Here is a 14,439-nt window from a genome sequence, read left to right on the forward strand (position 1 = left end):
CGGCCTATTCCGGCGACCAGGCTTGGTAGTCGCTGGTGGCGGCCGCGCGCTCGCCGCCGCGGGTCAAGGACCCCTTCGGACGCCAGGCGTGGACCGTGCCGGTCAGGTTCGGCAGGTGATCCTTCTCCCACTCGCGACGCTTCAGCGGCGCCTGGGTCGGCGGTTCGTCCAGCGTATAGTGCAGCCAGCCGCTCCAGTCCGGCGGAACCTTCGAGGCTTCGGCGTAACCGTTGTAGATCACCCAGCGGCGCTTGCGCTGGTCGTAGCTGTCGCTGTTGTCGCGCGCCTCGAAGTAACGGTTGCCCTGCTCGTCCTGGCCCACGAAGACGCCGCGGCGGCCGATATGGAAACGCTGACCCAGGGTCGCGCCGTTCCACCAGGTGAAGATCGCTTTCAGCACTAGGTTCGCACCCGAAACTTAAGAGGGCTCAAGACAGGCCGCGACCGGCGCGGCGAAGCGGCGCGACTATAGGGCCCCGGGTCGCCAGCGTCCAGCGCTCCACGCCGACGGCAAGCTTCAACATTTTGTGGATTAACCCTCCACCACCCCCAACATCTATTGAGAGCGCTGGCGAGAGGTTCTAGCGTAGGTGCGACCTTACGCGCATCCCGACCGCGTGGAATCACGCATTAAGGATTTGGTAAGCCTATAAGCTGGCAGACGGAACCAGGAAACGTCCCATGCGCACGCCCGCCAAAGCCGCCGGAACGGTCCCCGTGATGGAATGGCGCGACCTTGAGCGCGCCGACAGCATCATCGTGATCGCCGCGCCGGCCGCCTGGACGGACGCCCGCGTCGAAGCCTGGCTCGACTGGGCCGGAACCATCGAGCCCAAGGCGCCGCTGGGCGGCGGTCCGGCCCGCTACGCCGAGCGCATCGCCAAGATCGGCCTGGCCCGTGGCCTGTTTGGCGACAAGGCCGACGCGGCCGGTTTCAAGGACGCCCTGCTGGCGACCATGCTGGGCGGCTACGCCACGCCAGCGGGTGGGCAAGCCGGACAACTGCAGTTGCCCGACGTTGGCGAGATCGAGTTCGAGGCCCTGGCGCGGGAAAACCTGGCTCGCCGTCGCGCCGCGACCCTGGCGGCCCAAGCCGCCAGCCGGCTGGACGCGGCCCTGGCCCAAGTCACCGACGCCGTTCGTCGCTGCCAGGGCGATGCGCGCGCCTGCGCCGACGTCCGCAAGAACCCCGCCCTGGCCCGGGCGGCGCGCAAGGCCCGCGAACTGGGCGCCGACGACCGCACGATCCTCGAGGCCATCGCCACGGCCGACACGCCGCGCTCGCCGATCAAGGATCTGGCCCCGCCGCCCGAGACCGACATGATCGCCGCGGCGTCGCGCCAAGGCGTCGCCGCTGGCGATGAGAGCGCCGCACTGGCCGCGCACGTGGCCTGGGAGACGGGCGCCCTCACCCTCGCCTTCTCCCCTCAGGACGCCGAGATCCTGGCGCGCGGCGTCGGCGTCGGCGCGGCGATCGACGCCAGCGCCTTCCTCGACGACGAAGGCTTCGACGTGGAGCGCTTCACCGAGGTTTGCCACCTGTGGGGCACGGCGCTGGAACTGGATCGCGGCGACCAGCAGGCCCGCCTGTCCCTCGCGGGCGTCGGCGACTGTCTGCTCAGCCAAGGCCTCTCGCAAACCAGCCCGGAAGGTCGCGACGCGGCCGCCGCGCTGTGGGCCCTGGCCGTGGGCGCCGCCCTGTCGGCCAGCGCGGAGGCGGCCTCCGCCCTGGGTCAGGATCCCGCCTACGCCCAGGATCGCCAGGGCGTGCTGAAGACCCTGGCCGAGCGCCGCGTCCGCGCCGCCGCCCTGCGCTCCGAACTCGCCACCGAGGCCGCCGCGGCGCTCGCCACCGCTCACGGCCTGGCCAAGAAGCACGGCCTGCGTTCGATCGCCCTGGTCGGGCCGTTCGAGGACGCCGAGGCCACGCTGCGCCTCGGCGGCGCGCCCGTCGGCCCGGCCGGCGCGATGTCGCCCGTGTCGGTGGCCCAGACCGCCGACGGCCTGCTGCTGCCGACCTTCAGCCCCGCCGCGATGGAGGCCCTGTCGACCGAAGGCGCGGACCTCGACGCCGCCCGTCGCCACGCCCTGGGTCACGGCACGCTCGCCGAGAGCCCGGCCATCGACCATATGGTCCTGCAGGCGCGCGGCTTCACCGCCCACGAGATCGAGAAGGCCGAGAACGCCCTGCGCGAATGCCGCGGCCTGCGCGCCGCCTTCGCTCCGGCTGTCATGGGTCCGGGCTTCCTGCGCGACGTGCTGGGCGCCTCGGCCGAGGATGTCGCCCGCCGCGACTTCGACACCCTGGCCTTCGCCGACTTCTCCGAGGACGAGATCGAGGCGGCGGAGCGCCATGCGCTGGGCGCGGGCCGGCTGGGCGACTGCGAAGCGCTGAATCCCGAACTCCGCGAAGCTTTCCAGTCGGTCGAAACGCCGACCTTCGCCGACCGACTGGCCATGCTGACGGCCGTCGAGGGCTTCGCCTGTCTGCCGACGACCGTGCCGCTGCCCATCGCCTTCGACGCCCGGCCCGCCGACGCCGTCCGGGCCCAGGCCGCCGCCGCGCGCGCCGGGGTCCGCGCTCTGCGTCTGCAACGCGCCGCGCCGCCGGCCGAGTTCAAGCTGGAGCTGCCCGAAGAGCCCGCGCCCGAGCCGGCCCGAGCCGCGCCCCTTCGCGAACAGATGGCGCGCGAGCCGATCGTCACCGAACGCGTCGTCGAGAAGATCGTCGAGCGCGACCGCTCGCGCCGCCGCCTGCCCGACCGTCGCAAGGGCTATATCCAGAAGGCGGCCGTCGGCGGCCACAAGGTCTATCTGCATACCGGCGAATACGAGGACGGCGAGCTGGGCGAGCTGTTCATCGACATGCACAAGGAAGGCGCGGCGTTCCGCAGCCTGATGAACAACTTCGCGATCGCGGTGTCGCTCGGCCTGCAGCACGGCGTGCCTCTGGACGAGTTCGTCGACGCCTTCGTCTACACCAAGTTCGAGCCGGCGGGCCCGGTGACGGGCAATGACTCGATCAAGTCGGCGACCTCGATCCTCGACTACGTGTTCCGCGAGCTGGGCGTCTCGTACCTGGGTCGCGACGATCTGGCCAACGCCGATCCCAGCGAGTTCAACGCCGACGGCCTGGGCTTCGGCAAGCGCCTGATCGACGCCGACGAGGATGGCGAGCTCGATCCGGTGCCCGCCAGCCGCTTCATCTCGAAGGGCTTCTCGCGCGGCGCCACGCCGGACAACCTGGTCTTCGCCGCCTTCGGCCGCCGCCGGGTGGAAGGGGCCGAGCGTCCAGGCGTCGAGGGCGAGATGTGTCCGTCCTGCGGCGACCTCTCACTGGTCCGTCGCGGCGCGATCACGGTCTGCGACACCTGCGGCGCGCAGTCCGACCAGACGGGGCCGATCGCGTCCTCCTGACGCCCATCCACGTCAACGACCGGTCGTTGAGCAGGGCGCGCGGCTCTACCCGCGCCGCCGTTAAATCCCCGTCATTACCGCGATTTAAGTGGCTTCTGGCGCCCGCCCGGTTCAAACCGTAACTCACACAGTCGCGTTATGGACTGCACGGAGAAATTGATGTTCCGTCTTGGCGCTCCCATCGCCGCCCTCTCGCTGAGCCTGCTGGCCCTCGCCGGTCAGGCCCACGCTGCGAGCGAGGATCGCGACGTCGCCAAGCTGACCTCTTTCGGCGGAATGTGCGCCAGCTGCGACCTGGCCGGCCGCAAGCTGATGAACGCCAAGTTCGCCGGGGCTAATTTCGCAAAGGCCGTGCTGATCGGCGCCGACCTGCGCGGCGCGATGTTCTACGGCAGCAACTTCTTCTCGGCCGACCTCAGCCGCGCCGACCTGCGCGGCGCCGAGATGCGCGGCGCCAACTTCAACAACGCCAACTTCACCGACGCGCGCATGTCGGGCGTGGAAAGCAGCGGCGCCAACTTCCAGCTGGCGGTGCTTGTGCGGGTCGACCTGTCGTCGGCGGAGCTGCACGGCGTCCAGATGAACGGCGCCAACCTGGCGAAAGCGCGCTTCTCCAATGGCGAGCTGATCGCGGCCAATCTTTCGGGCGTCAACGCCCGCGACGCCGACTTCTCGAACGCCGACATCAACCACGCCAACTTCCAGGGCGGCCGTTTCGAAGGCGCCAACTTCCGCAACGCTGACCTGACCGGTTCGAACCTGCGCGGCGGTATTTTCAGCGGCGCGGACTTCCGCAACGCGGACCTGTCGCTGGTGAACCTCGGCGGCGCGGACCTGTCCGGCGCGAAGGGCCTGGATCAGGACCAGCTGGACGAAGCCTGTGGCGACAGCGCCACCCGCCTGCCCTCGGGCCTGACCGTGCGCCCTTGCAGCGGCATCCGAGGCGCCCAGCAGTTCATGCTGTGGCGGGAGATGCCCAAGTCGCCGCCCGCCCCGCCGGCGCCGCCAGCTCCGCCCAAGCCGCCGAAACCACCCAAATGGTGATCGGCTGAGGCGGGAAGTCTCAGACCAAGAAAAAGCCCTCCGATCGCGAGACCGGAGGGCTTTTCTTTTGCGGCGGCCGCCGGGTCCTAGACCTTGATCGCCTAAACCTTAATGGGGGGCGCGGTGCGGATGTGCAGCTCCTTCAGCTGCTTATCCAGCACATTTGCCGGGGCGTTCATCAAGAGGTCCTGGCCCTGCTGGTTCAGCGGGAAGGCGATGACCTCGCGGATGGCGACCTGGTCGGCCAGCAGCATGACGATGCGGTCGATGCCGGGCGCCAGGCCGCCGTGCGGCGGCGCGCCGTAGCGGAACGCGTTCAGCATGCCGCCGAACTGCTCTTCGACCACTTCGGGGCCGTAGCCGGCGATCTCGAAAGCCTTGAGCATGATCTCGGGCTTGTGGTTCCGGATCGCGCCCGAGCACAGCTCGTAGCCGTTGCAGACGATGTCGTACTGGTAGGCGCGGATGGTTAGCGGATCCTGGGTCTCCAGGGCCTCCAGGCCGCCCTGCGGCATCGAGAACGGGTTGTGGGAAAAGTCGACCTTCTTCTCGTCCTCGTTCCACTCGAACATCGGGAAGTCGACGATCCAGCAGAACTTGAACTGGTTCTCGTCGACCAGCTTCAACTCCGTGCCGACGCGGGTGCGGGCCAGGCCCGCGAACTTGGCGAACACGGAGGGATCGCCGGCCACGAAGAAGGCGGCGTCGCCGGCGCCCAGGCCCAGCGATTCCATGAGGGCCTGCGTCGGCTCGCCCAGGTTCTTGGCGATCGGGCCGCCCCAGCCGCCTTGGTCTTCCGACCAGAAGACATAGCCCAGGCCCGGCTGGCCTTCGCCCTGGGCCCAGCTGTTCATGCGATCGCAGAAGGCGCGCGAACCGCCCGTGGGGGCCGGGATCGCCCAGATCTGGTTCTTGGCGTCCGCGCCCAGGATCTTGGCGAACAGGCCAAAGCCGCCATCGCGGAAGTGCTCCGAGACGTTCGCCATCTTGATCGGGTTGCGCAGGTCCGGCTTGTCGCTGCCGTACCAGGCCATCGACTGGGCGTAGGTCAGGCGCTCGAAGCCCTTGTGCTCGAACGTCGCGCCGAAGTCGTTGGTGAAGGTGTGGGTCTCGCTGATCGGCGAGACGCGACGGCCCTGCCCGAACTCCTCGAAGACACCGTGCATCACCGGCTCGATGGCCGCGAAGACGTCTTCCTGGGTGACGAAGCTCATCTCGACGTCGAGCTGGTAGAATTCGAGCGAACGGTCGGCGCGCAGGTCCTCGTCGCGGAAGCACGGCGCGATCTGGAAGTAGCGATCGAAGCCCGAGACCATCAGCAGCTGCTTGAACTGCTGGGGGGCCTGCGGCAGGGCGTAGAACTTCTCCGGATGCAGGCGCGAGGGCACCAGGAAGTCGCGCGCGCCTTCCGGCGAGCTGGCCGTCAGGATCGGCGTCTGGAACTCGTTGAAGCCCTGGGCGAACATGCGGTTGCGGATCGACTGGATCACGCGCGAGCGCAGGACGATGTTCTTGTGCAGCGTCTCGCGACGCAGGTCGAGATAGCGGTGCTTGAGGCGGATTTCTTCCGGATAGTCCGGCTCGCCAAAGACCGGCAGCGGCAGCTCTGCGGCCTCGGACAGCACCTCGACGGCCGAGACGCGGATCTCGATCTCACCGGTCGGGAGGTTGGGGTTCACCACGCTGGCGTCACGGGCGATGACCTCGCCGTCGACGCGGATCACGCTCTCGGCGCGAAGGCGCTCGACCACGTTGAAGCCCGGCGTTTCGGGGTGCAGGACCAGCTGGGTCAGACCGTAGTGGTCGCGCAGGTCGATGAAGACCAGACCGCCGTGGTCGCGCTTGCGGTGGATCCAGCCCGACAGACGCACGGCCGCGCCGGTGTCGGAAGCGCGCAGAGCGCCGCAGTTATGGGTGCGATAGGCGTGCATCGAGGTCATGAAAGTCTTGAATACGCGGTGATTTGCAAGGCGCGGTAAGGCGCACGTGGGCGCCGCTATGTCAAGGATTCTGGCCCAAGGCCCGGGACGAACCGTGCGCTCGCGCGGCTCGTCCCGGCAGGGTTCACGCCGTCAGGCGGCTTCGACGATAGCCAGGAAATCCTTGGCCTTCAGCGAAGCGCCGCCGACCAGAGCGCCGCCGACCTCGGGCGCGGCAAGGATTTCCGCGGCGTTTTCGGGCTTCACCGAGCCGCCATACAGGATCGGCGTGGTCGCGCCCTGGTCGCCGAACCGGGAGACGAGCTCGGCGCGGATGGCCGCGTGCATCTCGACAATGTTCTCGACCGACGCGACGTGGCCAGTGCCGATCGCCCAGATCGGCTCGTAGGCGACGCTGAAGGCTTGGCCCTGCAGACTGGCTGGCAGCGAATTGCGCAGCTGACCGATGACGAAGGTCACCGCCTCGCCCGCTTGCCGCTGGTCCAGGCTTTCACCGACGCAGACGATCGGTTCGAGGCCTGCGGCCAACGCCGCCTCGACCTTGGCGGCGACCTGCTGGCAGGTCTCGCCATGATCGGTGCGCCGCTCGGAATGGCCGACGATGACCATGGTCCCGTTGGCGTCGCCGATCATCTCGGCCGAGATATCGCCGGTATGGGCGCCGCTGGCCTTGGCGTGGCAGTCCTGCCCGCCGACCAGGACGGCCGAGCCCGCCACGGCTTCGGCCAAACGGTGTAGCAGGGTGGCCGGGGGGAAGATCGCCACGCGGGCGGCGGCGGGGCGCTGGTCCAGCGCCGCCGCGACGGCGCGCGCTTCGTCCAGAGCGGCCGAAAGGCCGTTCATTTTCCAGTTTCCGGCGATCAACGGCCGGGGCGTCGTGCTTGAAAGGGTCATGAGCGCCTTCTTGGGGACACGCTCGCTTGGGAAGTCAAGCCCGCGCCGCTTGCCCCCGCGCATGCGGCTCTACTATACCCGCTGCTCTCGACCGCCTTGCTCGTTGCTTCGGCGGTCCGACTGGAAGGTTCTCGCCCTCATGCTCGCCGGTTTCCGCTCCTTCGCCAAATCGCCGTTCGCGGTGTTGCTGTTTGGCCTGCTGATCGTCAGCTTCGCCATCTTCGGCATCAGCGACGTCTTCAAGGGGCCGCGCGGCTCGGGCGTGATCGACGCCGGCTCGCGCGAGATGTCCGCCCAGGACTTCAAGCTGCGCTTCGACAACTACCGCAAGGAGATCGAGCGCCGGAACGGCGAGCCGCTGACGCCGGACCAGGCCGTCGAGCGCGGCCTCGACAAACAGATCGTCCAGGAGCTGGCGCTGCAGGAATCGATCGCCGCCGCCATCGGCAAGATGGGCGTCGTCCCCTCCGACAAGCTGATCGCCAAGACCGTTCACGAACAGATGAGCCAGTTGGCGCCCGGCCAGCGTCCGTTCGACCCGATCACCGGCAAGTTCGATCCGAAGCTGTACGCCGCCCTTCTGGCGCAGAACAATCTGACGCCGCAGGCCTATGAGGCCTCGCTGCGCGACGAGATCGCCCAGGGCCACTTCTTCTCGGCGGTGGCCGACGGCCTGAAGGCCCCCCGCATCTACGCGGCCCTGCAGGCCGCCTACGGCCTGGAGACGCGCGACATCGCCGCCTTCGCCGTCAATCCGGCCTCCGTCGAAAAGCCCGCGCCGCCGACCGACGCGCAGCTGATCGCCTTCATGAAGGAAAACGCCGATCGCCTGACACGTCCGGAAACGCGCGTGCTGTCGATCATGCGCGTCAGCGCCAAGGCCCTGGAGCCGACCGTCGCCATCGACCCCGCCGCCGTCCAGAAGGCCTTCGACTTCCGCAAGGACAGCCTGGCCAAGCCGGAAACGCGCTCGCTGATCCAGATCGTCGCGCCGGACGCCAAGGCCGCCGCCACGATCTCGCAGCGCCTGGCCAAGGGCGAGGATCCCGCCACGGTCGCCAAGGCCTATGGCAAGTCGCCGGTCGCCCTGATCGACAAGCCCAAGACCGCCCTGCCCGACCGCAAGGTCGCCGACGCGGCGTTCAGCCTGGCCGCCGGCCAGGTCAGCGGTCCGATCAACGGCGAGTTGGGCGTTTCGGTCGTGAAGGTCACCAAGGTCACGCCGGGCGTCACCGCCACGCTCGACAGCGTCCGCCCACAGATCGAGGCCGAGGTCCGCGCCCAGGCCGCCCAGGCCAAGGCCTATGACCAGACCCAGGCTTACCAGGACGCCCACGACGCCGGCGCCGACCTCGTCGCCGCCGCCAGCAAGGCCGGCGCCATGGTCGTGACGACCGCGCCGATCACCGCCCAGGGCGCCGACCAGATGGGTCAGCCCGTGGCGGGCCTCACGCCCGACATGATCAAGACCGCTTTCGGTCTGCCGCAAGGCGGCGAAAGCGACCTGATCGAACTGGGCAAGGGCGAATACTACGCCGTGAAGGTCGAGAAGGTGGTTCCGGCCGCCATGCCGCCCCTGGCCGAAATCAAGCCGCAGCTGACCGCCGTCTGGATGGGTCAGGAGATGGGCAAGCGCCTGAAGGCCAAGGCCGACGAACTGGCCGCGCGCGTGAAGAAGGGCGAGTCGTTCGAGGCGGTCGCCGCCGCGGCGCAGTCCAACGTCCAACGCGTCCCGGGCCTGTCGCGCCAGAACGCCCAGCAGCACATGGGTCTGGGCCCGGCCTTCCTCGGCGCGGCCTTCGACGCCAAGCCGAACGCGGTGTTCACCGCCCGCGCCGGCCAGCAGGGCGAAGCCTATGTCGTCGCCAAGCTGGAAGCCGTCCACGCCGCTCCGACCAACGACGTCGCCCGCTACGCCGTGATCGCCCAGGCCCAGGCCGCGAACGGCCTCATGCGCGATCTGGGCGAAGCCTCGCGCGCCGCCGCCAAGACCCAGCTGAAGACCAAGACCAACCTGACCCTGGCTCGCCAGGCCATCGGGGTCGACACCGACGCCCTGGCCAAGGCCGAAGCCGCCAAGTCCGGAAAGAAAGCCGAGTAATGAGTCTGGAACCCGCCTTCGACGCCTTTTCGGAAGCTTATGACTCCGGGCGGCAGCAGGTTGTCTGGACCCGTCTGATCGACGATCTGGAAACGCCGGTTTCGGCCTATCTGAAGATCGCCCAGACGCGTCCCTACAGCTTCCTGTTCGAGAGCGTCGAGGGCGGCGCCTGGCGCGGTCGCTACTCGATCGTGACCATGAACCCCGACCTCGTCTGGCGCTGCCGCGGCGATCAGGCCGAGATCGCCGAGGGCGACGACATCGCCGCCGGCCGCTACACGCCGCAGGCGGGCGGCGCGTTGGACAGCTTGCGCGATCTGGTCGCCCGCTCGCGCATGGAGCTGCCCAAGGGCCTGCCGCCCATGGCCGCCGGCGTGTTCGGGGCCCTGGGCTACGACCTCGTCCGTCTGGTTGAGCGCCTGCCCGACATCAACGAGGACACGCTGGGCCTGCCGGACGGGATCATGACCCGCCCGCAGATCGTCGCGATCTTCGACGCCATCGCCCAGGAGATCATCCTGACCACGGCGGTGCGGCCTAACGCCGGCGTCTCCGCCAAGGAGGCCTACGAGGCCGCCCGGGCGCGGATCGAGACGGTGATGGCCGACCTTCACCGCCCGCTGGCCCACGACGCGCCCCGCGCGCCGCGGGGTCCGATGGAGTTCACGACGCCGGTCAGCCGCGCCGACTACCACCAGGTCGTGGCCAAGGCGAAGGACTACATCGCCGCAGGCGACATCTTCCAGGTGGTGGCCAGCCACCGCTTCCGCGCGCCCTTCGACCTGCCGCCTTTCGCGCTCTATCGCTCGCTGCGCCGGACCAATCCGTCGCCCTTCCTGTTCTTCCTGAACCTGGACGGCTTCAACCTGGTCGGCTCCAGCCCCGAGATCCTGGTGCGTCTGCGCGACGGCAAGATCACGATCCGTCCGATCGCCGGCACCCGTCCGCGCGGCGCGACGCCCGAAGAGGACGCGGCGCTGGAAGCCGAACTGCTGGCCGATCCCAAGGAGCGCGCCGAGCACCTGATGCTGCTGGACCTGGGCCGCAACGACGTCGGCCGGGTGGCGATGCTGAACCATCACGGTCGCAACGCGCCGGCGGAAAAGCCCAAGGGCCCGAACGTCCGCGTGACCGAGAGCTTCAAGATCGAGCGCTACAGCCACGTGATGCACATCGTCTCGAACGTCGAGGGCAACGCGCCCGAGGGCGTCGATCCGGTTGACGTGCTGATGGCCGCCCTGCCCGCCGGGACGCTCTCGGGCGCGCCCAAGGTGCGGGCGATGGAGATCATCGACGAGCTGGAAGTCGAAAAGCGCGGCATCGGCTACGCCGGCGCGGTCGGCTATTTCGGCGCGGACGGCTCGGTCGACACCTGCATCGTGCTGCGCACGGCGCTGGTCAAGGACGGCATGATGTACGTTCAGGCCGGCGGCGGCATCGTCGCCGACAGCGATCCAGACGCCGAGTACGACGAGACGCTGCACAAGTCCCGCGCCCTCAAGCGCGCGGCCGAGGAAGCCTGGCGATTCAGCTGAGCCTTAGGGCTGAGAGCGTGACAGTCGAAAGTGAGAACCGGTTTCGACGCCCGTCACGCGACCAAGAAAGGGCTAGGGATCCCCAAGCCGATCCTGCGGCAGGTGCTGGGTGACCGTCGGCGGCGCCAGCACCATGACCGTGGCGAAGCTGATCGCGCAAAACGCGGCGAAGGCCGCGGCGGCCAGGACCGGTCCCAGCTTCTGGACGCGCGTCTTGGGCCGCAGCAGAGCGCGGACATAGGCGACGGCGACAGGGTCCAGGGCGGAATCACGCGGGTCCATCCCCATATGATGCTCCAGACCGTGTCCGCTGTAACCGTAACTGAAAGCCGCAGGCGAAATTGGCGCTACACAATGCGCACGCTCAGGCTAGAACCGACCTCCGAAAGGCGGCGTCATGATACTCGTCATCGATAACTACGACAGCTTCACCTACAATCTCGTTCACTATCTGAACGAACTGGGCGCGGAGACCGAGGTCTACCGCAACGACGCCCTGACGGTTCAGGAGGCTCTGGGCCTGAAGCCGGACGCCGTTCTGCTGTCGCCGGGCCCCAAGGCGCCGGACCAGGCGGGCATCTGCCTGCCGCTGCTGCGCGGCGCGCCCGAAGACCTGCCGATCCTGGGCGTGTGCCTGGGCCACCAAGCCATCGGCCAAGCCTATGGCGGCGAGGTGATCCGCGCCAAGCAGGTCATGCACGGCAAGGTCAGCAAGGTCCGCCACAACGACAAGGGCATCTTCAAGGGCCTGCCCAACCCCTTCACGGCCACCCGCTACCACAGCCTGGCCGTCCGCAAGGAGGACCTCCCGCCCGAGCTGGAGGTCACCGCCTGGACCGACGACGGCGAGATCATGGGCGTGCAGCACAAGACCCGGCCGGTGTTCGGCGTGCAGTTCCACCCGGAATCGATCGCCACCGAGGGCGGCCACCAGATGCTGGCCAACTTCATGGACCTGGCGGGCGTCAAGCGCGACGCGGCGGTCTGGGTCTAGGGCCGCCTCCATGTCCGACGCTTTCAAGCCCCTGCTGGCCAAGCTGGCCGACGGCCAGACCCTGGGCGAAGAGGACGCCGAGGTCTTCTTCGCCGCCTGCCTGCGCGGCGAGCCGACGCCGGCCCAGGTCGCCGCCGCCGTGACCGCCATGCGCCTGCGCGGCGAGACGGTGGGCGAGATCGCCGCCTGCGCCCGCGCCATGCGCCGCGCCGCCGTGCATCTTGATCACCCCTACGAGGTCATCGACGTCTGCGGCACCGGCGGCGACGGCCTCCACACGCTGAACATCTCGACCGCCGTGGGCTTCGTCGCCGCCGGCGGCGGGCTGAAGGTGGCCAAGCACGGCAACCGGGCGATCACCTCGAAGTCGGGCACCGCCGACGTGCTGACCGCCCTGGGCGTCAATATCGACGCGACGCGCGCGCAGCAACGGCGGGCGCTGGACGAGGCCGGCATCTGCTTCCTGTTCGCCCAGGCCCACCACGGCGCCATGCGGCACGTCTCGCCGATCCGCCAGGAGCTCGGCTTCCGCACGATCTTCAACCTGCTGGGCCCGCTGACCAATCCGGCGGGGGCGAAGCGTCAGGTCGTCGGCGTCTCCGCGCCCCGCTTCGTCGAGCCGATCGCTAGGGCGCTGGGCGCCCTGGGGGCTGAACGCGCCTGGTCGGTGCACGGTTCAGGTCTGGACGAGCTGACCACCACCGGCGAGACCGAGGTCGCCGAGTGGCGCGACGGGCGCATGCATCTGTTCACGATCACGCCCGAGGCCGTCGGCCTGCCGCGCGCCTCGCTGTCGGACATCACGGGCGGCGATCCCGCCTTCAACGCCGCCGCCCTGACCCGCCTGTTCGACGGCGAGAAGGGCGCCTACCGCGACATCGTGCTGCTGAACGCCGCCGCGGCCTTCCTGGTCGCCGACAAGGTCGAGACCCTGGTCGAGGGCATCGAATTGGCGGCCGACGTCATCGACGAGGGCCGCGCCCGCGCCGCCCTGGACGGCCTGGTGGCCGCTACGAATACGGAAGTCCCCGCGTGACCGATATCCTGGCCAAGATCGCCGCCTACAAGCGCGAGGACGTCGCCGGCCGCAAGGCCGCGCGCTCGCAGGCCGATGTCGACGCCGCCGCCAAGGCGGCCTCCGCCCCCCGCGGCTTCAAGGCGGCGCTGGAAGCCAAGCACACGCCGGGAAAGCTGTCGCTGATCGCCGAGATCAAGAAGGCCTCGCCGTCCAAGGGTCTGATCCGCGAGGACTTCGACCCGCCGGTCCTGGCCAAGGCCTATGAGGCCGGCGGCGCGGCCTGCCTGTCGGTCCTGACCGACGGTCCGAGCTTCCAGGGCGCGGACGACTATCTCGTGGCGGCCCGCGCGGCGACCGCCCTGCCCTGCATCCGCAAGGACTTTCTCGTTGACCCCTGGCAGGTGGCCGAAAGCCGCGCGCTGGGCGCCGACGCGATCCTAGTGATCCTGGCCATGATCGACGACGTCCTGGCCGCCGAACTGATGTCGGAAGCCAAGCGCCTGGGCATGGATGCTTTGGTCGAAGTCCACGATGAAGCCGAGATGGCGCGCGCCGGCGCCTTGGGCTCGGATCTTGTTGGGATCAACAACCGCGACCTGAAAAGCTTCGTCGTCGACCTCGCTGTCACCGAGCGTCTGGCCGCCCAGGCTCCGAAAGACGCCCTTCTGGTCACCGAGAGCGGCGTCTTCACCCACGCCGACGTCGTGCGGATGGAGGCCACCGGCGCCAAGGCCATGCTGGTCGGCGAGAGCCTGATGCGACATGCTGACGTGACGGCCGCCACGCGAATTCTGATAGGCTGAGCTTGAGCTCAACCTTGGCTCGGCCTGGAAAAGACCGCATGAACTGGCTCGCCCGCGTGGTGAAATGGGCCCTCTCGGCGCATTTCAAGCTCCGCGGCTGGCGCATCGAAGGCGCGCCGCCGGAGACGCGGAAGTTCGTCATCATCGCCGCCCCGCACACCAGCAACTGGGACTTCGTCTATTTCGTCGGCGCGGCCGACGCCCTGGACCTGAAGCTCAGCTTCATCGGCAAGGCGTCGCTGTTCAAGAAGCCGTTCGATCAGATGATGCGAGACCTGGGCGGCATTCCCCTGGACCGCGAGCGCTCCAAGGACATGGTCAGGGCCATGATCGAGGAGTTCGCGCGCCGCGACGAGTTCATGCTGACGATCGCGCCGGAAGGCACGCGGGGCAAGGCGCGTCAGTGGAAGACCGGGTTCTACCACATAGCCAAAGGCGCCGGCGTGCCGATGGTTCTGGGCATGATGGACTATCGCCGAAAGGTGGTTGGCTTGGGTCCGGCCATCTACCCAACGGGCGACTACGAAGCCGATATGCGCAAGATCATGAGCTTCTACGAGGGCTGCACGCCGAAGTTCCCGGAGATGGCGACGCGCTTCGAAGACCTGGTTGATTCGGCCGCGACGCCGCCTCAAGACCGCTGAGAATCCCCGCAATTCCTGGCCTGAACACAGGGGGAACAGCGTCAACTTG

The 14,439-nt window shown here is 68.8% G+C and carries 12 protein-coding genes; 8 read left to right on the forward strand and 4 right to left on the reverse strand.

All coding sequences use genetic code 11. The annotated features are described in order from the left end of the window. Positions 1-4: 4 nt before the first annotated feature. A complete protein-coding gene (locus CSW60_RS02000) occupies positions 5-400 on the reverse strand; it encodes an NADH:ubiquinone oxidoreductase subunit NDUFA12 (RefSeq protein WP_099535676.1) in 396 nt (131 codons plus the stop codon). Between the two features lie 281 nt (positions 401-681). Here CSW60_RS02000 and CSW60_RS02005 point away from each other — a divergent pair, with 281 nt between their 5' ends. Further along, on the forward strand, positions 682-3,417 hold the full coding sequence (locus CSW60_RS02005) for a ribonucleotide reductase (RefSeq protein ID WP_099535677.1): 2,736 nt from the start codon (positions 682-684) through the stop codon (positions 3,415-3,417). Positions 3,418-3,576: 159 nt separating this feature from the next. Beyond that, complete coding sequence (locus tag CSW60_RS02010; RefSeq protein ID WP_099535678.1) at positions 3,577-4,461, forward strand: pentapeptide repeat-containing protein; 885 nt, start codon at positions 3,577-3,579, stop codon at positions 4,459-4,461. Between the two features lie 101 nt (positions 4,462-4,562). Here CSW60_RS02010 and aspS read toward each other — a convergent pair whose 3' ends face one another. Both aspS and tpiA read right to left on the reverse strand, forming a co-directional pair. Further along, the gene (gene aspS / locus CSW60_RS02015) at positions 4,563-6,401 is read right to left on the reverse strand and encodes an aspartate--tRNA ligase (protein ID WP_201722950.1); all 1,839 of its coding nucleotides are present in this window, start codon (positions 6,399-6,401) and stop codon (positions 4,563-4,565) included. A 132-nt stretch (positions 6,402-6,533) separates the two neighbouring features. Next, positions 6,534-7,295 carry a triose-phosphate isomerase gene (tpiA, locus tag CSW60_RS02020; RefSeq protein ID WP_099535679.1) on the reverse strand — a complete coding sequence of 254 codons (762 nt, stop codon included), beginning with the start codon at positions 7,293-7,295 and terminating at the stop codon, positions 6,534-6,536. 139 nt (positions 7,296-7,434) lie between these two features. Here tpiA and CSW60_RS02025 point away from each other — a divergent pair, with 139 nt between their 5' ends. Continuing rightward, on the forward strand, positions 7,435-9,396 hold the full coding sequence (locus tag CSW60_RS02025; RefSeq protein ID WP_099535680.1) for a peptidylprolyl isomerase: 1,962 nt from the start codon (positions 7,435-7,437) through the stop codon (positions 9,394-9,396). After that, positions 9,396-10,931: an anthranilate synthase component I gene (trpE, locus tag CSW60_RS02030; protein ID WP_099535681.1), complete on the forward strand. Its 1,536-nt coding sequence runs from the start codon at positions 9,396-9,398 to the stop codon at positions 10,929-10,931. The genes CSW60_RS02025 and trpE overlap by 1 nt, the downstream gene beginning before the upstream one ends. Positions 10,932-11,003: 72 nt before the next feature. Here trpE and CSW60_RS23585 read toward each other — a convergent pair whose 3' ends face one another. Then, positions 11,004-11,213, reverse strand: a complete 210-nt coding sequence (locus CSW60_RS23585) for a hypothetical protein (protein WP_201723025.1) — start codon at positions 11,211-11,213, stop codon at positions 11,004-11,006. Positions 11,214-11,328: 115 nt separating this feature from the next. Here CSW60_RS23585 and CSW60_RS02040 point away from each other — a divergent pair, with 115 nt between their 5' ends. The 4 genes from CSW60_RS02040 to CSW60_RS02055 are packed head-to-tail and all read left to right on the forward strand — an operon-like array spanning position 11,329 to position 14,390. Further along, positions 11,329-11,925 (forward strand): aminodeoxychorismate/anthranilate synthase component II, encoded by a 597-nt coding sequence (locus CSW60_RS02040; RefSeq protein WP_099535683.1) that lies wholly within the window; start codon positions 11,329-11,331, stop codon positions 11,923-11,925. A 10-nt stretch (positions 11,926-11,935) separates the two neighbouring features. Next, positions 11,936-12,961 (forward strand): anthranilate phosphoribosyltransferase, encoded by a 1,026-nt coding sequence (gene trpD, locus CSW60_RS02045; protein WP_099535684.1) that lies wholly within the window; start codon positions 11,936-11,938, stop codon positions 12,959-12,961. Continuing rightward, positions 12,958-13,746: an indole-3-glycerol phosphate synthase TrpC gene (trpC, locus tag CSW60_RS02050; protein ID WP_099535685.1), complete on the forward strand. Its 789-nt coding sequence runs from the start codon at positions 12,958-12,960 to the stop codon at positions 13,744-13,746. Before trpD ends, trpC begins: the two co-directional genes overlap by 4 nt. A gap of 38 nt (positions 13,747-13,784) precedes the next feature. Further along, positions 13,785-14,390, forward strand: coding sequence for a lysophospholipid acyltransferase family protein (locus CSW60_RS02055; RefSeq protein WP_099535686.1), 606 nt, complete (start codon positions 13,785-13,787; stop codon positions 14,388-14,390). The last annotated feature ends 49 nt before the right edge of the window (positions 14,391-14,439 follow it).

It is taken from the genome of Caulobacter sp. X (genome assembly GCF_002742635.1).
Taxonomy (GTDB): Bacteria; Pseudomonadota; Alphaproteobacteria; order Caulobacterales; family Caulobacteraceae; genus Caulobacter.

Coding starts and splice junctions, on each gene's coding strand:
- aspS (WP_201722950.1), bottom strand. CDS start 6,401: ATGACCTCGATGCACGCCTATCGCACCCATAACTGCGGCGCTCTGCGC.
- trpE (WP_099535681.1), top strand. CDS start 9,396: ATGAGTCTGGAACCCGCCTTCGACGCCTTTTCGGAAGCTTATGACTCC.
- CSW60_RS02025 (WP_099535680.1), top strand. CDS start 7,435: ATGCTCGCCGGTTTCCGCTCCTTCGCCAAATCGCCGTTCGCGGTGTTG.
- CSW60_RS02040 (WP_099535683.1), top strand. CDS start 11,329: ATGATACTCGTCATCGATAACTACGACAGCTTCACCTACAATCTCGTT.
- CSW60_RS02005 (WP_099535677.1), top strand. CDS start 682: ATGCGCACGCCCGCCAAAGCCGCCGGAACGGTCCCCGTGATGGAATGG.
- CSW60_RS23585 (WP_201723025.1), bottom strand. CDS start 11,213: ATGGACCCGCGTGATTCCGCCCTGGACCCTGTCGCCGTCGCCTATGTC.
- CSW60_RS02010 (WP_099535678.1), top strand. CDS start 3,577: ATGTTCCGTCTTGGCGCTCCCATCGCCGCCCTCTCGCTGAGCCTGCTG.
- trpD (WP_099535684.1), top strand. CDS start 11,936: ATGTCCGACGCTTTCAAGCCCCTGCTGGCCAAGCTGGCCGACGGCCAG.
- CSW60_RS02055 (WP_099535686.1), top strand. CDS start 13,785: ATGAACTGGCTCGCCCGCGTGGTGAAATGGGCCCTCTCGGCGCATTTC.
- tpiA (WP_099535679.1), bottom strand. CDS start 7,295: ATGACCCTTTCAAGCACGACGCCCCGGCCGTTGATCGCCGGAAACTGG.